A 24,092-nucleotide genomic window follows, 5' to 3' on the forward strand; every position below is an offset into this window, starting at 1 on the left:
GACGTCTTAAGTGAGCAAGGAGACAAAACGGTGTAAAAGCTCGACTGTCGTGTGCAAGAAGCTTATGATTAATTGATAGGTCTAAAACGTCTAAGCTTCGTACGTTGGATCTGACCAGTAGGAATGCTGGAGCTGAACTTTATTTTGAGAATGGGCGTCAGTGGGCGTTAATTCTCGCATTTACTAATGATGAGGAGTCATCGCATGGCAGAACTTCACCCAATTTTTAATGACGTAGAGCGCCAGGCAATCATTGCTGAGGTAGTTAAGGAAGGTGAGCAGAACCTTCTGGTACTGAGCGTCCTGAAGGAAGATGGCTCCACTGAGCAGATTTTGAAGCTCAACAAGTTTGACGCTAAGCAGCTTTCTGCAGCATGTGACCGCTACATGCACCAGCAGAACTCCATCGATTACTCTAACGTGAACACCCTTCTGACCGAGAAGGACCGTGTTGAGCTGTATGACGAGGATGAGGACTAAGCCCTAGTCCCTCGCAGTTATTTGAGCTCCAGAATCGCTTAGATTCTGGGGCTTATTTTTTTGGTCGACTAGCAAGGTCGGACGTCTGATGAATTTTTGTCAAAACGGTCACACCAAGTGGTCATAACCTTTAAAATAGTGGTAACGGGACGGCGAGTAATCCGCCATATCAATCCGAAAAGTAATGCAGACCGCTTACTGTGTGCCTTAATTCCTTATTTAGGGGAGCGGTCGAAGTATTACAGCCCACGAATTTCTGTAAACCGCTAGACCTAGACCATAAGGAGATGAATCCCATGTCTGAGCTACACCCAATTTTCCACTGTGTTGACCGTAAGGCGATTGTTGCTGAGATTGAAAAACTTGATGATCAGCACATCCTCGTGATCAGCGAACTGAAGGAGGACGGTTCTACCGTTGAGCTTCTCAGGATGAACAAGTTTGACTCTAAGCAGATGGCCGTAGCGTGTGAGCGCTATCTACATCAGGAAAACTCTGCGGGTTACCACAGCTTGGACAACCTCTCCGATCATGCGCGTATAGAACTTTACGGCGACGATGAAGAGTAATGCTAAGAACCCGTGAAGCCTCGCCGAGAGCGGCGAGGCTTCATCTGTGTCTCCTTCACGCAGTGGGTAGGAGATGTATTGCTCGTCAGAGTAGCTACGGGTAGCTGGGAGCAGTTATGCGGTTGCGAAAGCTGCGTATCGGAGCAATGGGTGCCTTGGGCTAACCGGGAAGTAGGTTAAAGACGGATGATGGCCAAGTAGGTCCAGCGCCGCTACAATCTCCCACGGTAGCCGGCAAGAGCAGTTGTTCGTGAGCTTTAGCTCTTGGTGAGCTCCTGAAGCTTCAAGCGAACCTCCGCGGCATCAGGATTGGTGGCGGTGGTGCCGTCGGAGTACTTCACGGTTGGCACTACTCGGTTGCCGCCGTTAACGGACTTGACCCACTCGCTAGCTTCCTTGTCGGTCTCGACATCAACGAGGGCGTAGTCAGTGTTGGTACGATCTAGCGCGGCGGTGAGTCGCTGGCAGAAAGGGCACCAGTCAGCAGCGTAAATAGTCACGTGTTGTTTACTCATGGTGCTATAGCTTTGTCTATACCGTGGCGCGACGCAAGTTTTGGAACTTATACCGCAAGGCTTTGCCCGCCTGCGCAGGCACGTTGTACAACAGCCGGCCTTCAGCGGACTCGAGCCACTCGGTCTCGCTGACTACTTCAAAGCCGGCGAGAGCCGGCGCGAAAACTGCGGCATCGCCCAAGGTGTCACCCAGATCGACGTCGATAAGCGTGACGATAACCTGATCCACGTGGCCCAACATGGTTGCGTAGACTTGGCCACCGCCGATCACCCATGTTTCCTCGGGGAGGGGATCATCAAGGCCCACGACATTTCCTCCTGCACTCCACGCGCCGGGGTCTTTGCTGGAGACGATGAAATTTGTGCGACCGGGCAGAGGGCGGAATTTCTCCGGAATGGACTCCCATGTGGCGCGCCCCATTAATACTGGCGCTCCCAGGGTAGTTTTCTTGAAGTGCTTGAGGTCTTCCGGCAGGTGCCACGGCATATCTTTGCCGTCGCCAATGATGCCGTCGCGTGACTGTGCCCAGATGGCGCGCATTAGACCGCGACCTCAGCTCGGATGGTCGGATGCGGATCGTAACCTTCGATAACTACGTCGCTGAAAGTGTAGGAATCGATGCTATCGGCCTTGTTGAGCTTCAACTGCGGGTAAGGGCGCGGGTCGCGGGAAAGCTGGAGCGCTACCTGATCTCGGTGATTGTCATAGATGTGGCAGTCACCGCCAGTCCAGATGAATTCGCCTACCTCCAGGCCAGTCTGCTGCGCCAGCATGTGGGTGAGAAGGGAGTAGGAGGCAATGTTGAACGGTACTCCGAGGAACATGTCTGCGCTGCGCTGGTACAGCTGGCAAGAGAGTTTTCCGTCGGCCACATACAGTTGGAAAAGCAGGTGGCAGGGCGGCAGAGCCATGTTGTCTATTTCCGCCACGTTCCACGCACTCACGATATTGCGGCGTGAATCCGGATTGTTCTTGAGCGTTTCGATGGCTTGCGCGATCTGATCAACATGGCGGCCATCTGGGGTTGGCCAGCTGCGCCACTGAACGCCGTACACGGGACCCAGGTCACCGTTCTCATCGGCCCATTCATCCCAGATGGTGACGTTATTTTCATGCAGGTAAGCGATATTGGAGTCGCCGCGGAGGAACCAGAGGAGCTCGCCCACAACGGACTTGAAAGCTACCTTCTTGGTAGTGATGAGGGGGAAAGAATCCGCCAAGTTAAATCGCATCTGAGCGCCAAACAGGCTGGTAGTGCCGGTGCCGGTGCGGTCATCCTTATGGGATCCCTCCGCCAAAATCTTGCGGAGCAAATCCTCGTACGGTGTTGGGATATCAGATGCAGTCATAGGAAACAGCATACAAACCTTGGAGTAAAACAACGAAGCGTTTGCGCGGATTCCTTCTCAAGCTACCCGCATTGCTGCATGGCAAACCCATCCTCACAGCCGTGGGTGAGTTTGATTGCGGTGATGCCAAGTGGGGTAACTGAGCTAACCTGACTGGTTTATAGATCTTCTGGCCCTCATCAGCGCAGCATTCGCACATTAATTTTCATTGCGCTCGCTAAGGCTTGGTGGGTGCATAACAGGCCACATTGCAAATACTCCGTGCGCCCCACGGTGGGCGAACGGAGTTTAGTGGGCTGATGAATCGTCGCCTACGGAGCCTTTTTAAGCGTAGGATCCGTTTTCCTTGAGGAACTGAGCTGCCAGCTCAAGGATTTCTTCTGCCAGTTCCTTGCGGCAGATGAGTACGTCTGGGAGGTAGGTGTCCTTCTTGTTGTACTCAAGTGGGGAGCCGTCAAGGCGTGAGCAGTGTAGGCCTGCTGCCATGGCCACGCCAACAGGTGCCGCGGAGTCCCACTCGTACTGGCCACCGGCGTGGATGTAGGCATCATAATCGCCTAGGAGGACATGCATTGCTTTGGCGCCTGCAGAGCCTAGGGAGCCGGTTTCGAAGCCGAGCTTCTCTGCGATGTGGGAAGCTACGGCTGGTGGGCGGTTATGGGATACTGCGATGCGCTTTGCCAGTGGGCCGGTGACGGCGCGGGAGTCGGAGGAGGTAAAGACAACACCCAGATCAGGGAGTGCCACTGCGGCGTGGGTTGGGGTGCCGTTTTCAACGAGGGCGATGTGGACTGCCCAGTCTTGGCGACCGGTTGCGAACTCCTTCGTGCCGTCCAGTGGGTCAACAATCCAGACGCGGTCCTTGGACAGGCGCTCTGGGTTGTCAGCTGCTTCTTCTGAAAGGAAGCCATCATCGGGGCGGTGCTGCTCGAGCGCCCGTGCGATCCAGTTTTGTGCGAGGTCGTCGCCGGCGTCACCCAGTTCGCGTCCGCGCAGGACGCCTACGCTACGAACACCCTTGAGGATATCCGAGGTGCCTTGGGCGAGTCTGTTGGTCAAAGTTGCATCGTCTAAATGAGCAGTCATAGTTACAAAGTGTAGTAGGTGGGTGAAAGTTTGGTTGAATGGGGTCATGGCTAACGTGAGCCCAGAGGGCATTTTGAAGCGATTCCAACCCCAAGTTTCGGGCTGGTTTAGCAATGTCTTTGCGGCCCCAACGCCGGTTCAGGCGGGCGCGTGGGATGCTATTTCTGCTGGTGAGAACGCTCTCGTGGTAGCGCCTACGGGATCGGGTAAGACCCTCGCCGCTTTTTTGTGGTCGCTTAACCTGCTGTTGAGTGATGTAGGGCAAACCACACTTCCGGTTGGGCGTAAAACCAACAATTCGGGCACGGATTCGTCACTTTCCACTCTTGATTCGCAATCAAGTAGTGGTGTTGCTTCAACAGGCGGCGTGAAAATTCTGTACATCTCACCACTGAAGGCACTGGGTGTGGACGTGCAGCGCAATTTGCGCGCGCCACTGTTAGGCATCAACCGTGAGGCAGCGAATCTAGGCCTGCCGGAGAATGAGATTAGCGTGGGCGTGCGCAGTGGTGACACCCCGGCGGCGGAACGGCGCAAGCAGTTGCGCACCCCACCGGATATTCTCATCACTACGCCGGAATCTGCATACCTCATGCTCACATCCAAGGCGGCAGGCATCCTGGCTGATGTCCACACCGTCATCATCGATGAAATACACGCTCTCGCTGGCACCAAGCGTGGCGTGCATTTGGCGCTCACGCTCGAGCGCCTTGAGATGATCACCAAACAGAAACCGCAGCGCATCGGTTTGTCCGCAACGGTGCGCCCGCTGGAGGCGGTGGCAAGCTTCCTCGGCGGTGATCGCCCCGTGGAAATCATCAACCCTGCCGGGGAGAAGAAATGGGATCTTAAGGTCCGCGTGCCCGTTGAGGACATGAGTGACCTGCCCACACCGGAGCCAGGCTCTACCATTGGCGAGGCCACCATTGACGATCCGCTGGGCCTGTCGACTCCGCTTGTCGACGACTCCGCAGGGTTCACTGCGGAAGAATCTGCCCTGCCACAGCAGGGCAGCATATGGCCCTTCATTGAGGCCGAAGTCTACAAAGAGATCATGGAGCACCGCTCCACCTTGGTATTTGTAAATTCTCGCCGCTCCGCCGAGCGGCTCACCGCCGCGCTCAACGAGCTCTACGCCAAGGAACATGATCCATCATCTTTGTCGCCCGCCACAAGGCGGCCGCCTGCACAGTTGATGGCCCAGTCCGATGTGGCCGGAACTGCCGCGCCGCTACTTGCCCGAGCCCACCATGGCTCGGTCAGCAAGGACGAACGCGCGATGACGGAAACCATGCTTAAAGAGGGCGAACTTCGTGCCGTGGTGGCTACCAGTTCTCTTGAGCTGGGTATTGACATGGGCGCGGTGGAGAAGGTTATCCAAGTGGAGTCTCCACCGTCTGTGGCCAGTGGTTTGCAGCGCGTGGGTCGTGCCGGGCACGTGGTGGGCGCGGTGTCTGAGGGCTCGTTCTACCCCAAGCACCGCATGGATTTGGTGGATTCCACCGTGATCGTTGAGCGCATGCAACACGGCTTGATTGAGGAGCTTAAAGTTCCCGTCAACGCACTTGATGTGTTGCTGCAGCAGACAGTGGCTGCCGTCGCAGTCGCAGGCTCTGGCGACGGCGAAAACGAGGGGCTTGACGTTGATCAGTGGTACGCCACCGTCACTAAGTCCTACCCGTACCGTGGCCTGGCGCGGGAAGTGTTCGATGCTGTGATCGATCTTGCCAGCGGCGTGTACCCATCCACGGACTTTGCCGAGTTGAAACCCCGCATTAACTTTGACCGCATCACAGGTCTCATGACTCCGCGCCCAGGCGCCCAGCGCGTTGCAGTGACCTCCGGAGGCACGATCCCAGACCGGGGAATGTTCGGTGTTTACCTCGTTGGAGGCGAAGCCGGCGCTAGGCGCGTGGGCGAGCTTGATGAGGAGATGGTCTACGAGTCCCGAGTAGGTGACATCTTCACCTTGGGGGCATCCAGCTGGCGGGTGGAGGAAATTAATCGTGACCAAGTACTGGTCACGCCCGCGCCGGGGCACACCGGCCGATTGCCGTTCTGGACCGGTGACAACGCTGGCCGCCCAGCGGAGCTGGGACGGGCCATTGGTGTGTTCAGGCGTGAGGTGCTGGCGGACGTCGACAAGCTCCACACCAATGCAGACCTTGATGCCTTCGCACGCGATAACTTACTGAAGTACTTGGTGGAACAGCAGGAGGCTACCGGCATTGTGCCGGACGAGAAAACACTTGTGCTGGAGCGCTTCAAGGATGAGCTGGGGGACTGGCGCGTTGTTCTGCACTCGCCGTTTGGCCGAGGCGTGAATGCGGCGTGGGCGCTGGCCATTGGTGCGCGTATTTCGGAGCGCACCGGCATGGACGCGCAGCCTGTGTCGAGCGATGACGGTATTGTGCTGCGCCTGCCGGAAGGGGAAACCGAGCCCGGCGCGGACCTGTTCTTCTTTGATCCGGATGAGGCGGAGGAGATCATTAAGGAGCAGGTGGGTAATTCCGCGCTGTTCGCTTCCCGCTTCCGAGAATGTGCTGCACGCGGCCTTCTCTTGCCACGCAAGAATCCGGGCAAACGTGCACCGCTGTGGCAGCAGCGTCAGCGGGCGGCGCAGCTGTTGGATGTGGCGCGCAAGTATCCGAGTTTCCCTATCATCTTGGAGACGGTGCGAGAATGCCTGCAGGACGTCTATGACCTGCCTGAGCTGCGCGAGTTACTGGCGCAGTTGGAATTGCGCAAGGTTCGTATCGCAGAGGTGACCACGGACCAGCCGAGTCCGTTCGCATCCAGCATCCTGTTCAACTACACCGGCGCCTTCATGTACGAAGGCGATAGCCCGCTGGCAGAAAAGCGCGCGGCCGCGTTGGCGCTGGACCCGGCGCTGCTTGCGAAGCTGCTGGGCACGGTGGAGCTGCGCGAGCTGCTCAGCCCTGAAATCATCGCGGAAGTAGATGAGCAGCTGCGCCGCGTGAGCCCGGACCGCAAGGCTAAGACTGCGGAACAGCTGGCGGACACCCTGCGGATGGTGGGCCCTGTTCCCCTCAGTTCGATAGGGGAGCATCTTGAGGAGCCGATGGCTCTTGACGGATTCCTTGCGGATCTGGGGTCTCGGGTGATGCGGGTGCGCATTGGCGGTGTGGAGCATTATGCGCAGTCGCTTGACGCCGCGCTGCTTCGCGACGGCTTGGGCGTGCCCGTGCCCGCGGGTATCAGTGCGCAGGTGGAGACTATCTTGGACGCGCTGACCCAGTTGATCTCGCGCTGGGTACGCACCCGTGGCCCGTTTGTCATGCGTGATCTCCAAACGGCGTTCGGCCTTTCGGCGGGCATGGCACACAATGCTATTCGGGGGTTGGTCGATGATAACCGCCTGATCGCGGGCCACTACCGCCAGGGTGTTGACGATGAAGAGTATGTGGCACCCGAGGTGCTTAAAATCATCCGCTCTCGCTCGCTGGCTCAGGCTCGGGCGCAGACGGCGCCGGTGAGTCACTCCGCGTTCGCGAGGTTTCTACCCGCCTGGCAGCAGGTAGCCCCGATTGACAAGTACCCCGAGCAGCGTGGGCCAGACGCTGTGTTCGCCGTGTGTGAGCAGCTGGCCGGTGTGAGACTGCCGGCCAGCGCGTGGGAAACCTTGGTGTTCCCACAGCGCGTAGCGCGATATAGCCCTACTGATCTGGATGAACTGCTGCAAAATGGTGAGGTGCACGTGGTCGGCGCGGGCAATGCGGGCACCAATGATCCATGGGTGATGCTGCTGCCAGCGGATTACGCGGCGGAGCTGCTGCCGATTCTGGACGAGCAGCCACTGTCCCAACTGCAGGAACAGATCCTCGGTGTGTTATCTCGGGGTGGTGGTTTCCTCTTTAGTGCCATTGCCAAGGAAATCTCTGGTGAGGGTTTTGAACTCGGCCTTGAAACCAAGGCGGGCGCCACCCCGAAGGACATTCGCGATGCAATGTGGCACCTATTCGAAATGGGGCTGATAAGCCCTGATGGCTTCACACCGCTGCGGTCTCGCCTTGCTGGCATCGGCGGTGCGGGTAAAACCGCCCACCGATCCAAGCGCAGCCCCACCCGCTCGCGCCTGCGCATGGGCAGAACCAGCTTTGCCCAACACCACAACGGCGGTGCAGCCCGCGGAGCAGCTGTCCCACAAGACATGGTGGGCCGGTGGTCGTTGACTATCCCCGCTAACCGTGAGCCCAATGCCCGATCCATCGCCCACGGCGAGGCATGGCTGGACCGGTATGGTGTGCTCACCCGTGGGGCTGTGGTGAGCGAAGACGTGATTGGGGGCTTCGCACTGGCGTACAAAGTGCTGTCCCGATTTGAAGAAGCCGGCAAAGCAATGCGTGGTCTCATTATCGACGGCCTCGGTGCGGCGCAGTTCTCTACGCCCGCCGTGATCGACCGGTTGCGTGGCCTAGATGATTCCCCTGATGTGGACGGCTGGCCATCCGGCACCGACTCCCCGGATGTGTATGTGCTCGCCGCCGCAGATCCCGCTAACCCGTACGGCGCGTCAGTGCCGTGGCCGGGAAGCGCTGACGACGAGGAGGACGCGAAGCTCAATTCGTCAAAATCCCGGCATCGCATGACCCGCGCTGCAGGTGCCATGGTGGTGTTGGCAGACGGCCTGTTGCTCGCCCATATCTCTCGTGGAGGTAAGTCCATCACCATCCCGGAGCAGAATTCCGGTATCAATGACATGGTGATCCCGTTGGTGGTGTGGGCTCTTAGTGAGTGCCTAGCAAAAAACATGGCCACGAGGATCCTCATTGAGAAGATCAATGGTGATCCGGCGCTGGAAAGTCCATTAATGAAGGACTTCAAAGCAGCCGGTGCTGGCATTACGCCGAGCGGTATCCGCATCACCGCCAGTACCGCTGATTCCCGTGCCAACCTGAGCGTTTCCGGACACCCGCGGGCGCGCAGCGGGCGTAGATCGGGGGATACGATTACAGGCCCAGGCCGCAGTTTGAGTGACGCGCTGGAGGCGCTCGATGATTCAGTCTTAAGCTTTGACGATACAGATACCGATGATTCGGGATTCCCACCGCCACGAGCAAACGGCGGCTTCACACCGCGTGGCGGCCGTGGGTTTCGCAGGTAAGCACTATCGAGAGGGGAGCGTATGCCTGAGGGCGATTCCGTCTACCAGCTGTCTCGGCGTTTACAGTTCATGAAGGACCGCCAGGTCATGCACACCTCGGTGCGCGTTCCTCGCTACGCGCTAGCCAACTTTGATGGTGACATTGTGCGCCGTGTGTGGCCCTACGGCAAACACTTGTTCATGCTGATCGGGGAACAGGTCTTGCATACCCATCTCAAGATGGAGGGCACGTGGTCCATGCACCTAGCCGGTGACAGGTGGACCAAGCCCGCATACACTGCCCGCGTGGTGCTTGAACTCGACGGCGCACCACAGTACGAGAGAAACATCGAAGTAGTGGGTCACACTCTTGGCTTCGTCCGCGTGTTCCACGAATCCGAATACCAGGATCAGATTGCTCACCTGGGGCCCGATGTCTACGGCCCAAACTGGCTTAGCGACGGGCACAGGGAAGCCAAACGCCGCATGCTCCTGCGCCCCGACCGCGCCATCGGCGCGGCGCTGCTGGATCAAAAAATCCTCGCTGGCGTGGGTAACGAGTATCGTGCTGAAATCTGCTTCCTTGCAGGAATTCACCCCACCACCAAAGTGGGTGACGTTGACATAGACCATGTCCTAGACATCACCTACCGCCTCATGGAAGCCAACAAGCTGTCACCCATCCGCGTATCCACTGGAGTAAAGCGCGCCGGGGAAACTTCCTACGTATTTGGCCGCAACCACAAGCCATGCAGGCGGTGCGGCACGCAGATTAAGAAAGCATCCCTAGGCGGTGTAGATGCCGGCGGGGACGAGGGCGAACTGGAACGCATCATTTGGTGGTGCCCGAACTGCCAACCTCTTGGCAGATAAGCACACCGTGCGTACTGATCGCAACGGTGTAAGTGCAGCTCATTTCGCCTTTTTTGGCGGTAGAATTAGCCCCATGAAAGCGATTTTGAATATTATTTGGCTGGTGACCGGCGGTATTTGGCTGGCCCTCGGTTACTGGATTTTCGGCCTCATCGCCTGCATATTTATTGTTACCATCCCAGCGGGTGTAGCCAGCTTCCGCATGGCTAACTACGCGCTGTGGCCGTTCGGTCGCTCCGTTGTTGAGCCAGTGACCGGCTCAAACTCCATGAACATCGTGAGCAACGTTATCTGGTTCCTCGTCGCTGGACTGTGGCTTGCGCTCGGCCACGTTGCTACCGCATTCGCCCAGGCAATCACCATCATCGGGTTACCTCTAGCATGGGCGAATCTGAAGATGATTCCCGTTACTTGCTTTCCGTTTGGCAAGAAGATTGTCAGCTCTAACGCCATCCCGTTCGGCTACCGCTCAATGGTGAAGATGTAACCACCACCCAACTTACTCATTCAGCCCTTCAAAGCAGTGATTCCATAGCATCGCTTTGAGGGGCGATTTGTTTTGTACACCGGGATGTTTCTAAGCGAAAGACGCTCAGGCATTCTTCCTCCGCTCGTGGAACTCGATTGCGCACATGGGGCGATCTACACGGCGCGGTAGCGGAATTGCTGTCCCTTGGTTGAAAGTAACGTAAGGTGGCTTGAGAATAAGAAAGGGAACTGACATGAACGTTGAAGGTAAAGCACTCGTTGTCACCGGTGCCGGTGGCGGAATTGGTAAAGAAGTAACGATGCAGCTTCTGGCGCGCGGCGCCAAGGTGTATGCACTGGACTTGAATGTTGACGGACTAGCCCAGCTAAAGGCCACCCATGGAGACCGCTTGGTTGAGCACCAGTGCGACATCACCGACGCCGAGCGCGTCCAAGAGCTCGCCACCCAGATGGCCGATGTAGATGGTGTCCTTAACGTGGCAGGTATCATCCAGGACTTCATCCCGATTGCCGAGCTTGATCGGGCCACCATGGAGCGCGTGATGAACGTGAACTTCTGGGGCACAGTCAACATCACTACCGCGTTCCTGCCAACCCTCCTATCCAAGCCGGAGGCAGCGGTCGTAAACATTGGCTCAATGGGCGGACTTGTTCCAGTGCCGGGTCAGAGCTTCTACGGCGCTTCCAAAGCAGCGGTGAAGCTATTCACCGAGGGGCTGTACGCGGAACTGAAGGACACGAACGTACACGTGAGCATTGTGTTCCCTGGTGGAGTGGCCACGGACATCATGGGTAACTCTGGTGTGAAGCGCGATAGCACCAAGGACAAGGACAAGGCCTCTGCGAGCCTTACCACTCCACAGGAGGCGGCACGCCAGATCATTGAAGTCTTGGAGGAGAAGAAGGCTCGCCACACTATTGGCAAGGACGCCTTTGGCGTGGACTTACTGGGACGCCTACTGCCAACCAAAGCCATTGACCTCATCGCGAAGAAGATGAAGGACGTCGGCTAAAACAAAAACGTGAGGGGCTTCCACCATTCGGTGGGAGCCCCTCAACAATTGGTCAAGCTTTAGCGCTTGGAACGGTACCAGCGGATTAGCTCGTCGGTGGAGGAGTCACCGGAGTCAACATCCTGTTCACCGGATACAGCTGGCGCCAAGTCATTAGCCTGCTGCTTGCCCAGCTCAACGCCCCACTGATCGAAGGAGTTCAGGTCCCAGATCACGCCTTGAACAAACACGATGTGCTCGTAGAGCGCGATGAGGGAACCCAAAACGTATGGGGTGAGCTCTTCAGCCAAGATGGTGGTAGTTGGGCGGTTGCCAGGCATGACCTTGTGGTTCACCAAATCCTCGGCTACGCCCTCAGCCGCAATCTCTTCCGCAGTCTTGCCAAATGCTAGGACCTTGGTCTGGGCAAAGAAGTTGCTCATCAGCAGATCGTGCATGGAGCCCTCACCGGTGGCGGTTGGGAGGTCCTGCTTAGGGCGGGCAAAGCCGATGAAGTCAGCCGGGATCAGCTTGGTGCCCTGGTGGATCAGCTGGAAGAAAGCATGCTGACCGTTGGTTCCTGGCTCGCCCCAGAAGATTTCGCCGGTCTGAGTGGTCACAGGGGTGCCGTCGTGGCGAACGGACTTACCGTTAGATTCCATCGTCAGCTGCTGCAAGTATGCAGGGAAACGACCAAGATCCTCAGAGTATGGGAGTACTGCGTGGGTCTCTGCACCGTAGAAATCGTTGTACCAAATAGCGAGCAGCGCCATGAGAACTGGGATGTTCTGGGAGTACTCCGCGGTGCGGAAGTGCTCATCCATGGCATTGAAACCCTCGAGGAAACGCATGAAGTCCTGTGGTCCAATGACAGCCATGAGGGACAATCCAATGGCGGAATCCACGGAGTAACGTCCGCCTACCCAGTCCCAGAAGCCGAACATGTTCTTGGTATCAATACCAAACTCAGCAACCTTCTCTGCGTTGGTAGATACGGCCACGAAGTGCTTAGCCACAGCGTCTTCAGAGCCGAGCTTCTCCACCAGCCAGCGCTTAGCAGCGTGCGCGTTTGCAAGTGTTTCCTGGGTAGTAAAGGTCTTGGACGCAATGACGAACAGGGTGGACTCAGGATCAACCTTGTCTAACACCGAAACCATGTCAGCTGGATCCACGTTGGATACAAACTCTGCATTGATGCCAGCGGTGGCGTAGGAGCGCAGCGCCTTCACAGCCATTGCGGGACCCAGATCAGAGCCGCCGATGCCGATGTTGACGATGGTCTTGATGGTGTGGTCGGTGTAACCGCGCCACTCACCGGAGCGCAGAGATGAGGCGAAGTCGCGCATGCGACCGAGCACCTCGTGAACATCAGCGGCAACATCCTGGCCGTCAACCTCAAGATCCTTCTCAACAGGCATACGCAACGCGGTGTGCAACACCGCGCGGTCCTCAGTGTTGTTGATGTGCTCGCCGGTGAACATGGCCTCGGTGCGCTCGCGGAGATGGGCGGCGTCGGTAAGCGCAACCAACTTGCCCAACGTCTCCTCGCAGACCAAGTTCTTGGACAGGTCTACGCGAAGACCGGCGGCTTCGAACGTGAACTTCTTGGCGCGCTCAGAGTCAGCTGCGAACAGCTCGCGCAGGGTGCCGCCTTTGACCTTCTCGTACTGAGTTTCCAGATCTTTCCACTGACTGGTGGAAGTGATATCCAGGGACATGAAAGGCTCCTTTAAAGCCACAAAATTGGCTAATAGTGATGTAGTTAAAAGTTCATGCGATGCAGAAGGTTTAGATTCCGCACGGATACTTACAACGGTACCTAGAATCACTGCTGTTCGCTTTTGAATAACGAACAGATACTCGCCTGTGCAGGACACTTCGGGCTCAGTGTGGTCAAGATCAAATGAGGGGTGCACATTGGGGGACGACACCGAGTCCATTTTCACTTAGGCTAATAGCTACAACATCCCTTGAAACTCTGTAAGGAAGTTTTCTTATGCGCAAGATCCTTCTCGGCCTCGCCGCCATCTCCACAGCTATTACTCTTTCCGCCTGCAACGACAACGCGGCTTCCGATGACGATCGCGACGACCAGGTCGAACAGGTAGAGCAGCAGGACGCCAACACCGACGACGCCTGCGACGACGAACAAGACGATGCCGGTGACGATGACGGCGCCTGTGCTCTAGATCCGAATGACGCGCAGGACGATGACCGCGACGGTGCTGCTGATGATCGCGATGACAGCGATGATCGTGATGACAATGATGACCGCGACGGTGCTGCTGATGATCGCGATGACAGCGATGACCGCGATGGCACCGACGATGATCGTGATGGTGCCGCTGATGATCGCGATGACAACGATGACCGCGACGACAACAACGACGAAGACTCTGATAACTAAGTGTTCTAATTAAAACCCTGCGCCATGGATTCGGGAGACGGGGCTTCTGTCCTCACACACGCCCACGCGTGTGATGGTGGATGGTAGAAGTATTTGTTTGCCATGCCGGCGGTGACGGATAGACCCCATTCATTGCTGCGGATTCCGCATCAGATCATGTTGCCCGTGGTGAGACGACTATTGCTGGCGGTGCGTCAGATCCGGGTGCATAGTGGAGGCATGACTAATGCATCCAAGAATCACGTAAACGTTACAGAACTCATTGACTCCCTGCCCAAGGGTCTGTTCCTTGGCGGGGAGTTTGTTGATGGCTCCTCCGGCGAGTTTTTAGAGGTGGAAAACCCCGCCACCGGAGAGGTACTAGCTAAGGTAGCATCCGCCACTCAGGAGGACGCCCAGCGAGCTTTGGAGGAAGCCGCGAAGGCGCAGCCAAAGTGGGCGGCAACACCGGCACGCGATCGATCCGAGATCCTGAGGAAGTCTTTTGAGCTCATTACAGAGCACGTTAGAGAGCTCGCCGTGATTCAGTCCCTCGAGCTTGGGCGCGCCCTGCCTGATTCAGAGGGAGAAGTCACTTACGGCGCAGAGTTCTTCCGGTGGTTCGCAGAGGAGGCCGTGCGCGTCCGTGGTGATTATCGTCAAAGCCCTAGCGGTAACGCTCGCCTCATCGTAACCAAGCAGCCGGTGGGGCCAACGCTAGCTGTCACCCCGTGGAACTTCCCGCTCGCTATGGGCACCCGCAAGATTGGCCCAGCCTTCGCAGCAGGCTGCACCATGATTGTGAAGCCGGCGTCCAAGACCCCGCTGACCATGCTGTACTTGGCCAAGCTGATGAAACAAGCTGGACTACCAGATGGTGTGCTCGCCGTGCTGCCGTCGAAGAAGGCCAGCGATGTTTCCTCCATTCTTTCCGACGATCGCCTGCGCAAGCTCACCTTCACCGGTTCCACCGAAGTCGGCCAAGCCTTGGGTGAAGAGGCCGCGAAGCGTTCGCTTCGCGTCTCTTTGGAACTCGGCGGAAATGCGCCATTTGTGGTCCTCGAGGATGCCGATGTGGATGTTGCTATCGAAGCAGTCAAGGGCGCCAAGATGCGTGGCGCAGGCCAGGTATGCATCGCTGCGAACCGTTTCATCGTCCACGAGAGCGTGCACGATGAGTTCGTTGAGAAGGTCACCGAGCTCATGGGATCCTACACGGTGGGCGATCCACTGAATGAGGGTGTGACTGTGGGACCACTGTCTGGTGCGGATCAGCTAGAAACTGTTTCCGGGCTCGTGAAGGATGCGCTCGCCAAGGGAGCCACGCGGACGGTGGGTGATACCCTTCCGGATGGACTTGCCGAGGGTGGGCACTACTATGCCCCTACGGTGCTGACGGGAATCACTGGTGAGATGAAGATCGCCAACACTGAGATCTTTGGTCCAGTGGTAGCAATCCAGAAGTTCAGCGATGAAGACGAAGCCATCAGAGCTGCTAATGACACGCCGTTTGGTCTTGCCGCCTACGTATTCAGCGCGGACACCCTCCACGCCATTCGGGTAGCTGAAAAGATTGAGGCTGGCATGGTCGCTATCAACAAGGGCGCAATTTCAGACGCCGCGGCACCGTTCGGTGGTGTGAAGGAATCCGGTCTTGGGCGCGAAGGCGGGTTCGAAGGAATCGGGGAGTACCTCGAGGAGAAGTTCATCACTCTCCCGATGTAGGTTTTGAACAAGGTGTCCGCTTTTGGGGTGGACGCAGGCAGCCCACATTTTCTAGGCGCTACTACAGCGACGAGAAAACGTGGGCTTCTGTAATGCGGGGTTATCAGCTAGTAATTAGCCTATTACTCGTGCTCACTGGCATGAGTTTTTCCTGGCTTCGTGCCTATTGTGGAAGATTGTCCATTGCGTACTGAGCTTGTTCAGGGGTGAAGCCTTCGGCAAAGGACACGAGTTGGCCATAAATCGCGCCAGTTGACATGTCCATCCGTTGGTAAGACTTGGCCTTCTCCAGCGCGTTCTGGTTGTAGTCCGCTTCTAGATTATCGATTGCGTATTGGGCCTCGGTTTCGGTGAAGCCTTCTGCAAATGAAACTAGCTGGTCATAGATGCCCTGTTGGGACATGTGCGCGGTTTTGGAATAGGATTCAGCCTTCTTCAACGCCACCTCGTTGAAGTCAACATCCAAGTTATCTATGGCGTATTGGGCGGCCTCCGGCGAGTATTGGTCGTACTCTGACGTTAATTGCTCGAGGATGCGCTGCTTAGACATATCCATCATGGTGGCGTAGGTCTCCGCTTTGCGCGCTGCCCTTTGGAACTCGGCTGGAGCGCTATCCTCGTTGTTGGAGGAAACAGAGTCCTCGGCTGGTTGCCCGCCTGGGACGTCTGCCACCTGTTCAGGGGCAGCAGCGATGGTTTCATCAGCGGGGCCAATGTCTTCCGTCGTAGGGGCGTTGGTGTTGTCCCCGCCACCGAAGATTCCTACCGCCACCAGCACTGCCGCACCAGCCACGCCCCACTTCATGCACCCTCCCTTCTTTTTAGACTTCTCGGCTGCTGGTGCGTATGGGGCGTTTGAATCTGAGTAAGGGGACTGTGGGGTTGGGGTTGGCGTATTCATGGCCTTAGACATCCTTGATAATGAGAGGGGAGATGGGAAAAGTATGTGCCGCTGGGGGCAGCAGAGGGACACCGACCCCAGCGCTACATTGTTCCTTTAGAGAGCAACAAGTAGGTGAGAAAAGATTTCGTTGGTCTCTTTCTCACACGCTTAGTCTGCGTTAAGGCGCAGACATTGCCGTTAGACAAGCTCGTATACCTGTTCGAACTAAGGGCATAAAAAGAGGCCCCACCTCAGTGGAGCCTGGTATCGCTGGAGTCTACTTGCCTAGGCGGCCGCGGCCCATGCGCAGCAGAATTGATGCTAGAGCAGGGCCTTCCTCACCAATTTCCTCACGGAACTGGTTGATGATGGCAACTTCTCGGGTATGGACAAGCTTGGTGCCACCGGAAGCCTTACGGGTGCGGCCGATTGCCTGGGATACCTGTGCGCGACGCTTGACCGCCTCTAGGATTTCCTTATCAAGGCGGTCAATTTCTTTGCGATACTGCTGGATTTCCGCATCAGACAGAGGATCATCAGTGCCGGAGGGCATGCGGATTTCGAAGGTGTTGTCAGCATCAGTCATGGGAAATATTGTGCCACGCGCTGGAGGGTTTTAAGAAGTGTTTGTGATCTGGTCTGGGAAATTCGTCATTCACCAGCGTTTTTGCGAGTGTGGGGTAGGGGCGTAACCCCCTTTTGTCCCGTACACGTTGTAGGTTGGTAGGCGATGAATAACAAGTCTCCTTTTAGCGCTTCTCATTCCGACGATCCCAATAACCCCTTCGGTCAGGGATCCCTCTTCGGCGTACCGTCCGCACCGCTTCCAGAACCGGAGGAAGCTCCGCTTCCACCGGAACCCGATGATTATGACGCTCCGCCGCCACCGGAGGAACAAGAATTAGAGGAGAACCCGTTCACACCACAAGAGATTCGTACTTTCACGCCTGGAGGGCAGTTCTCCAATGCGAACTCACCGTCTTCACCGGATGGGGTTGGTTCTGCGACGGATCTCACCGCTGGGTTGAACGACCAGCAGCTTCAAGCCGTTGAGCACATTGGATCGCCCCTGCTCATTGTCGCGGGCGCAGGTTCTGGCAAGACTGCTGTCCTTACTCGCCGCATTGCGTACCTGATGCGCGTGCGTGGCGTGCACCCACACCAAATTTTAGCTATTACCTTCACTAACAAAGCGGCCGCTGAGATGCGTGAACGCGTCGCTGGCTTGGTAGGCCCCATCGCCCAGCGCATGTGGGTGTCTACTTTCCACTCCACCTGCGTACGTATTTTGCGCGAGCAAGCGCAGCTGGTCAAAGGTTTGAACACAAACTTCACCATCTATGACTCGGATGACTCCAAACGCCTGCTGTCCATGATTGCTAAAGATATGCAGCTGGATGTCAAGCAGTTCACTCCTCGTTCGCTGGCTACTGCTATCTCAAACCTCAAGAACGAACTCATTGGCCCCGCGGAAGCGTTGGCGGATGCTGAAAGCGTACGCAATCCGTATGAAACCGTCATTGGCAAGGTGTACGTGGAATACCAGCGTCGCTTACGTGATGCTAATGCCGTGGACTTTGATGACCTCATCGGTGAGACCGTTAACATATTCAAGGAGCATCCTCAGGTCACTGAGTACTATCGCAAGCGTTTCCGTCATGTGCTGATTGATGAGTACCAGGACACCAACCACGCCCAGTATGTGCTCATCCGCGAACTAGTTGGCGAAGGTCCTGACGCCAGTGAATTGTGCGTGGTAGGTGACTCGGACCAGTCCATTTATGCTTTCCGTGGAGCAACCATCCGAAACATCGAGGAGTTCGAGCGTGACTTCTCCAACGCCACCACCATTCTGTTGGAGCAGAACTACCGTTCCACTCAAACCATTCTGGATGCAGCTAACGCGGTGATTTCTCGAAATGAGAACCGCCGTGAGAAGAAGCTGTGGACCGCACTCGGTGAGGGCGAGCAGATCATCGGCTACGTTGCAGATAATGAACACGATGAGGCTCGTTTCATTGCCAATGAAGTTGATGCCTTGACGGACAAGGGTGTGGACTACAACGAAATTGCCATCATGTACCGTACGAACAATTCCTCTCGTGCGGTCGAAGACGTGTTCATGCGAACCGGCATCCCGTACAAGGTAGTAGGCGGCACCAAGTTTTACGAACGCAAGGAAATCCGCGACATCATTGCCTACCTTCGCCTTCTGGACAACCCAGAAGATGAAGTCTCGCTGCGTCGCATCATCAACACCCCTCGCCGCGGTATTGGTGATAAAGCCATTGCATTCCTATCGCTACACGCTGAAACCAATCGCGTGTCCTTCGCGCAAGCGATGCGCGATGCCCGCGACGGGAACGTGAATATGCTCGGTGCCCGAGCCAAAAACGCCGTGAGTGGTTTTGTGGAAATGATGGAAGGCCTCGCGCACTCGGCTCTTCAGGCAGTTGACAAAAACACCAACATGCCAGACATCGGAGCCATGGTCACAGACATACTCGATGTCACCGGTTACAAAGCAGAGCTAGAGAAATCCAACGATCCCCAGGACGGAGCGCGGCTGGATAACCTTAACGAGCTCGTATCTGTAGCGCGCGAGTTCACGTCGGAGGCAGCAAATCAAGTTGCTTTCTTTACTATGGACGGCTCCGATGCGAACGACATGATCCAAGATGGCGAGGCCGCGCCGGGATCACTGCAGGCGTTCTTGGAGCGAGTGTCATTGGTAGCTGATGCGGATCAGATCCCAGATAACGAGCAGGGCGTGGTCACGCTCATGACGCTCCATACTGCTAAGGGCTTGGAGTTCCCGTACGTGTTCCTTACCGGTTGGGAGGATGGCCAGTTCCCACACATGCGTGCTCTTGGTGATCCGAAGGAACTTGCTGAAGAACGCCGCTTGGCGTACGTGGGCATCACACGCGCCCGCAAGCGTTTGTACCTTTCGCGCGCCATGCTGCGTTCCTCCTGGGGCCAGCCGCAAACTAATCCGCCGTCTCGCTTCTTGGCGGAGATCCCAGAGAACCTTCTGAACTGGAAGCGTGAAGAGCCAGAAAATAACTTTGGCGCTTGGGGTGGGGGAAGCTCCTATGGCGGTGGTTCCTACGGTGACTTTGGATCGCGTGGTGGGTACTACGGAGGCAATAGTCAACCAAAGACGTCCTACACCACACCAAAGCCCAAGAAGACTGCGCCGAAACGCAAGCTGAATAAGAATCTTCACTTGGAGGTCGGTGACAAAGTCAACCATGACAAGTACGGTTTGGGTACCGTTAAGGCCGTGGACGGTGGCATGCACCAGTCCGTAACTATTGACTTTGGATCCTCAGGAACGGTTCGATTGATGCTTATCGGTGGCGTACCGATGGAGAAGCTGTAGTGCACAGGAGGCCAGTTCAAATGAACTGGCCTCCTTTTTAATCCTGGCGGTATTTCATGCTGACCTTAGGGGTAGTAAACCATCCGATAAGGAAAGCAAGAAGAGGTATTCCGATGAGGAAGATTATGCAGGCTACCCAGTTATCAGCAAATGAGTAACTCTGGGTGGTAGACAGCTGCACACCATTGGCTGCAACCACACGTTGTTGATAATCAACGGTGGATCCCAAGATGCTTAACAGGTAGCTAGGAATAACCGCAACCGTAGCCATAAGGCCTGTGTAAAGCGAACCGATTCTCCTTAGTGTTCTCTGGCTTGCGCCCATGGCGCTGTACTGCTCAAATGTGAGCCGGATGTGGGGTAGGGAAAGGGCGATTACGAGTCCTAACACCGCAACCACAATTCCTGCAGCGCCTAGTGGAATCGTCACCATAGTTGCATAATCCGAGACGTTTTTGAGCGGCACGTAGGAGTGCTGAATTTTCCCGCTCTCAAACTTCTTGGCGGTGTTCGCAATCGTGCGGTCGTCAGCACCAGACAGAAGTAACACACTGGAAGACTTCGCGGTGATCTCAAGCTCCTCGGCAGCGCCAAAGCTGAAGACCACACTTTCGAATCCATCGGGGAGTACGGCCGCAACAGGCAAGTTCTTCGGAGTTTTACGGATCGTAGTATCGTCACCCCGGTTGTCGTAGGAGTATTCTTCAACCGTTACACGCGTGCTCTCGCTCGAACCATGATGCTTAGCGGCGAGGATTCCGCCGGCTCGTAGTGTTTCGCGAGCTAAGTGTTGATCCGTTTCTTCGAGGTGGAAAATCTCGAGGATGGATTCATCTGCGATCAGGTTCCCGCCCAGGGAAGATGGTAAACCCATGTAGTCCATCATGTTTTCGTAAGCGCAGCGATCGGCGTACTCGACGTCAGTGAGAAGTGCGGACTGCGGAGCGAAGCTATTTTCTGAACATGTTCTGGTGTATGCGGAGTCGATGCGCACGTTTGAGTACGTAGACGAGTAGTAACTATCCGTGGAGTACACAACGATGTCACGGCCTGGTCCAAGATCCTCGCGCGCCCGATTGATAGAGGAAGCGTAAAGACGCTTTACGTTGTGTGCGTCGTTTTCATCCAGATCGTCTACCACGCCAGGGGCAAGTTTCTCCGCATCGGTTGTTGTTCCACTCCAACGTGGAATTTCACTGATTACACCGAAGTTTTGTGAGAATACGCGATCCAACTGTTCGGCTTGGTGCGCGTAGTAATTCGGGGTGCTGGAAGAGGTTGTGCTGCTGATGAACACCAATCCAGCGATGGAGGCAATGACTGGGACTGTCCGCATGGTGTTGCGACGCAGTTCGCGGCCGGCGAGGCGTAATGTCAAAGGTTTGGTGAACGATCCTGCAACGTAGGCAAGGGCCGGTGCAGATAGTGCCAAGCCGATGAGAGCGAAGACGGGCGCTAATGAATAGCTGTATCCAAGATAGAGGGCTACGCCTTCGCTTTTGAGTGGGAAAGCTCTATATGCCGTGTACATCAATACTGTGATAATGAGCAGGATTGGGCCAGCCCACATCCAGTGTCGCCACCGCATGAGCTTGCCAGTGGGCGAGCCGGTAATGCCGGCGATGATATCGATCCGAGAAGCAAGTGTTGCCGGAAGCATGGACACGATTACGGAGCCAATAACCGCGACGATAGGAATGAGAACGATCCAGATTCCGTCAGGCTCGAACGTCCATGTTGGGTAATTGAATCTCCAGGTGGCAAAGGACGCGGCTATACCGACTAGCCAGCCGATAGCTGTACCGATGATCCCCACAACGAGGCCATAGAAGATCACAGCGCGGAATACGTCGCGTTTTGATGCACCTTGGGAACGCATCAGGGCAAATATAGAAGTGTTTTTAGAAGCAGAGATGCTGAATACCGGTGAGATCAAAAGCAGCACGACGATAGCGGCGGTGAGGAATAATGCGAACCAAGCGATGGACTCGTAGATACCTCGGGTACCGTCTCCCGCATTCAGAGATTCTTCTAGATCAGTAAATTGCTGGTACTGTTCGGACTCTGGAACTTCCAGTGCGCTGACTTCATCGCCGAACAACACGAATCCGCTGCGATTGAATTGCTTAACCTCGGACCAGGTGAGCTCATGGGAAGTAAAAACGCTTACGGTACCGATTTGATCTACCGTCGGGGAGGCGTGTGCCGCAATGAGTGGCTCACTAGTGATGGCCTGATTCGCCGGCGTGAGCTCGGAAACTGTTAGCGTCTTCTTTTCGTTGGGTCGGCCTTCGGGCCAAACAGTGACGCTATCGCCCACAGCGACACCGAGGGTTTCGGCGTCCGATTTATCTAAGGCGATCTCGCCGGGTGCAGGGATGTGGTCTTTCAATGGCTCTGACACGCTATTCGGAATCATGCTGTAGGCCATGGGGACACTGTTGTCTGGTCCGGTAGACACCACAATGGGTGAGCGGGAAATCGCTGATACTGACGCACCCGATGGTAGAGCAGGCCCGACGAGCTCAAGGATCTTAACCCCACCGTTTCGGTGGCCTTCGACGTTCTCGCCGGATGGCAGGTTGCGGGCGATGACATCGCCGGTGGCATCGACACAACTGAAGAACCCCGTTTCTGCGTCTTGTTCACATGATCCCCCGTAGTAGGAGGCAATGAGGTTTGTGGAATACAGTGAGCGGACTCGAGTGTGCGCGGAGTCATCTGCCATCATAAAGGTGGTCAACGCGACGGGGAGGGCAATGAGCAGTATTGCTGCGAGACTGCGCAGTTTATGGAACCGCAATTCTCTTAACGCAGGGCGCAGGGATGCACGAATGGGGGCGAAGAACGAGCGATGGTAAGTGGATGTAGTCATGGCAAGGCTCCTCAGTGTGCCTCAGTGAGATGCCCGTCGCGGACGTAAACAATACGGTCAGCGAAGGATGCGAAGCGTGGCTCATGGGTAACTAGAATTCCGCTGGTGCCGGACTCGGTAGTGATGCGTTCACGAAGCACACGCATCACTTTGTCGCCAGTGTTGGTATCCAACGCGCCAGTTGGTTCGTCGGCGAGGATGAGGGAGCGGGTGCCAATTAGTGCGCGTGCAATCGCTACTCGCTGTGCCTGGCCGCCGGATATCTCCTCAGGGAATCGGTCATGAGTGCCTTCGATGCCAACCTCGGCGAGAGCCTTCTCAATGTCTTCCCGAACATCTTTGGGGTTAACGCCATCGAATTCGAGAGGCAACGCAACGTTCTCACCGACGGTCAACGTGGGCACCAAGTTGAAGCGCTGGAACACGACACCGATGTGGCGGCGGCGCAGCTGCGCCAGCTTGGCATCGCTCATCTGCGAGGTGTCTTGACCATCGATAAGAACGCGTCCTGCGGTGGGGCGCTGCAGCAGTCCCGCGATGTTGAGGAGCGTGGACTTGCCGGATCCCGATGGGCCCATGACGGCCACAAGCTCGCCGGGAGAAACGGCCAAGGACACGTCGCAAAGAGCACTAACCGGATGTTCGGCGGAGCCGAACACGCGGCTGACCTGATCAAGTTCGAGTGGGAAAGTAGTCATGAGTTGGCTCCTAGATTTTTCGGCTCTTCAAGGGCCTCAACGCGATCTAGCCACCGAGCCTCCGCTTCAAGGTCGAAAATTTGGCGCTCAATGAGTAGACGCGTTGCATTGCGGGTGATGGGGATTTGTGCTGCTTGATTGTTGAGTTCCCTGATTTGTTTAAATACAGCCATTCGTTGGGAATCCAATAGGGAAGTTAGATCCACCGAGTTCTCGTGGACTGCGAGGGCAATTTTGGTGACGAGCTCGTCGCGGTCGGTCATTGATTTTGTGATGCTTGAGGCCCACCAGGCGTCAAGGGTGTGTTGTCCCTGGGCTGTGATTGCGTATTGGGACACCATGCTGCCCGTACGCCCTTTTTCCTCGCCGGTTTTCTCAATGAGTTCGTCTCTCTCGAGCCGTGAGAGCGTTTGAGAGACTTGGCCGATGTTTAGGGGCCACAGGCCGTCAGTTAGCTCGTTGAACGCGTGCTGAAGCCGGCTTGCGGTGGCTGATTGCGCTTGGTCCTTGGCGATCAGCATCAGTAATGCGTATTTGATAGCCATGTGGGGTCACTTTCCGGAGATGGTCCAGGTGGTGTTGGGGATCGCGAAGGGTTACTTGGTAACCTTTCGGATATCTCAAAGGTTACTCAGTAAGTTTTTGAATAGTCAATACTTTTTTATATTTACATATAAAAAGG

19 protein-coding genes are annotated in these 24,092 nt (G+C 56.2%); 9 read left to right on the forward strand and 10 right to left on the reverse strand.

What is annotated here, in order from left to right; genetic code table 11:
- Positions 1-204 precede the first annotated feature (204 nt).
- Together ACXM2N_RS03610 and ACXM2N_RS03615 are read left to right on the forward strand one after the other, a co-directional pair.
- Complete coding sequence (locus ACXM2N_RS03610) at positions 205-480, forward strand: hypothetical protein (RefSeq protein WP_458490102.1); 276 nt, start codon at positions 205-207, stop codon at positions 478-480.
- Between the two features lie 296 nt (positions 481-776).
- A complete protein-coding gene (locus ACXM2N_RS03615) occupies positions 777-1,049 on the forward strand; it encodes a hypothetical protein (RefSeq protein WP_458490104.1) in 273 nt (90 codons plus the stop codon).
- Positions 1,050-1,306: 257 nt separating this feature from the next.
- Here the strand turns inward: ACXM2N_RS03615 and ACXM2N_RS03620 are convergent, their stop codons facing one another.
- The 4 genes from ACXM2N_RS03620 to ACXM2N_RS03635 form a co-directional block, all read right to left on the reverse strand.
- Positions 1,307-1,564, reverse strand: coding sequence for a mycoredoxin (locus ACXM2N_RS03620; RefSeq protein ID WP_458490106.1), 258 nt, complete (start codon positions 1,562-1,564; stop codon positions 1,307-1,309).
- A gap of 16 nt (positions 1,565-1,580) precedes the next feature.
- On the reverse strand, positions 1,581-2,105 hold the full coding sequence (locus ACXM2N_RS03625) for a dihydrofolate reductase (RefSeq protein ID WP_458490108.1): 525 nt from the start codon (positions 2,103-2,105) through the stop codon (positions 1,581-1,583).
- Positions 2,105-2,914, reverse strand: a complete 810-nt coding sequence (locus ACXM2N_RS03630) for a thymidylate synthase (protein ID WP_458490110.1) — start codon at positions 2,912-2,914, stop codon at positions 2,105-2,107. Before ACXM2N_RS03630 ends, ACXM2N_RS03625 begins: the two co-directional genes overlap by 1 nt.
- A 324-nt stretch (positions 2,915-3,238) precedes the next feature.
- Entirely contained in the window at positions 3,239-4,000 is a 762-nt protein-coding gene (locus ACXM2N_RS03635; RefSeq protein ID WP_458490112.1) for a 3'(2'),5'-bisphosphate nucleotidase CysQ, read from the reverse strand.
- A gap of 46 nt (positions 4,001-4,046) precedes the next feature.
- Here ACXM2N_RS03635 and ACXM2N_RS03640 point away from each other — a divergent pair, with 46 nt between their 5' ends.
- From ACXM2N_RS03640 to ACXM2N_RS03655, 4 genes are all read left to right on the forward strand, one after another.
- Entirely contained in the window at positions 4,047-9,125 is a 5,079-nt protein-coding gene (locus ACXM2N_RS03640) for an ATP-dependent helicase (protein WP_458490114.1), read from the forward strand.
- Positions 9,126-9,146: 21 nt separating this feature from the next.
- Positions 9,147-9,977, forward strand: a complete 831-nt coding sequence (locus ACXM2N_RS03645; protein ID WP_458490116.1) for a DNA-formamidopyrimidine glycosylase family protein — start codon at positions 9,147-9,149, stop codon at positions 9,975-9,977.
- Positions 9,978-10,050: 73 nt separating this feature from the next.
- A complete protein-coding gene (locus tag ACXM2N_RS03650) occupies positions 10,051-10,464 on the forward strand; it encodes a YccF domain-containing protein (protein ID WP_458490118.1) in 414 nt (137 codons plus the stop codon).
- A 235-nt stretch (positions 10,465-10,699) separates the two neighbouring features.
- Complete coding sequence (locus tag ACXM2N_RS03655; RefSeq protein WP_458490120.1) at positions 10,700-11,479, forward strand: SDR family NAD(P)-dependent oxidoreductase; 780 nt, start codon at positions 10,700-10,702, stop codon at positions 11,477-11,479.
- 59 nt (positions 11,480-11,538) lie between these two features.
- Here the strand turns inward: ACXM2N_RS03655 and pgi are convergent, their stop codons facing one another.
- A complete protein-coding gene (gene pgi, locus ACXM2N_RS03660) occupies positions 11,539-13,176 on the reverse strand; it encodes a glucose-6-phosphate isomerase (protein ID WP_458490122.1) in 1,638 nt (545 codons plus the stop codon).
- Between the two features lie 278 nt (positions 13,177-13,454).
- On the opposite strand from pgi, the gene ACXM2N_RS03665 reads away from it, so the two are divergent.
- Together ACXM2N_RS03665 and ACXM2N_RS03670 are read left to right on the forward strand one after the other, a co-directional pair.
- Positions 13,455-13,865, forward strand: a complete 411-nt coding sequence (locus tag ACXM2N_RS03665; protein WP_458490124.1) for a hypothetical protein — start codon at positions 13,455-13,457, stop codon at positions 13,863-13,865.
- 219 nt (positions 13,866-14,084) lie between these two features.
- Positions 14,085-15,569, forward strand: a complete 1,485-nt coding sequence (locus ACXM2N_RS03670; RefSeq protein WP_458490126.1) for an NAD-dependent succinate-semialdehyde dehydrogenase — start codon at positions 14,085-14,087, stop codon at positions 15,567-15,569.
- A 163-nt stretch (positions 15,570-15,732) separates the two neighbouring features.
- Here ACXM2N_RS03670 and ACXM2N_RS03675 read toward each other — a convergent pair whose 3' ends face one another.
- Both ACXM2N_RS03675 and ACXM2N_RS03680 read right to left on the reverse strand, forming a co-directional pair.
- Positions 15,733-16,470, reverse strand: coding sequence for an Ltp family lipoprotein (locus ACXM2N_RS03675; RefSeq protein ID WP_458490128.1), 738 nt, complete (start codon positions 16,468-16,470; stop codon positions 15,733-15,735).
- A 259-nt stretch (positions 16,471-16,729) separates the two neighbouring features.
- Positions 16,730-17,038, reverse strand: a complete 309-nt coding sequence (locus tag ACXM2N_RS03680; RefSeq protein WP_458490130.1) for a chorismate mutase — start codon at positions 17,036-17,038, stop codon at positions 16,730-16,732.
- A gap of 144 nt (positions 17,039-17,182) precedes the next feature.
- On the opposite strand from ACXM2N_RS03680, the gene pcrA reads away from it, so the two are divergent.
- A complete protein-coding gene (gene pcrA / locus ACXM2N_RS03685; protein WP_458490132.1) occupies positions 17,183-19,837 on the forward strand; it encodes a DNA helicase PcrA in 2,655 nt (884 codons plus the stop codon).
- 37 nt (positions 19,838-19,874) lie between these two features.
- On the opposite strand, the gene ACXM2N_RS03690 is transcribed toward pcrA, so the two are convergent.
- From ACXM2N_RS03690 to ACXM2N_RS03700, 3 genes are read right to left on the reverse strand one after another with little or no spacing between them, the layout of a single operon-like run.
- Positions 19,875-22,712, reverse strand: a complete 2,838-nt coding sequence (locus ACXM2N_RS03690) for an ABC transporter permease (RefSeq protein WP_458490134.1) — start codon at positions 22,710-22,712, stop codon at positions 19,875-19,877.
- Positions 22,713-22,723: 11 nt separating this feature from the next.
- Positions 22,724-23,410: an ABC transporter ATP-binding protein gene (locus ACXM2N_RS03695; protein WP_458490136.1), complete on the reverse strand. Its 687-nt coding sequence runs from the start codon at positions 23,408-23,410 to the stop codon at positions 22,724-22,726.
- Positions 23,407-23,955 carry a PadR family transcriptional regulator gene (locus tag ACXM2N_RS03700; RefSeq protein ID WP_458490138.1) on the reverse strand — a complete coding sequence of 183 codons (549 nt, stop codon included), beginning with the start codon at positions 23,953-23,955 and terminating at the stop codon, positions 23,407-23,409. The genes ACXM2N_RS03695 and ACXM2N_RS03700 overlap by 4 nt, the downstream gene beginning before the upstream one ends.
- Between the last annotated feature and the right edge of the window lie 137 nt (positions 23,956-24,092).

It is taken from the genome of Corynebacterium sp. ZY180755, from assembly GCF_054331495.1.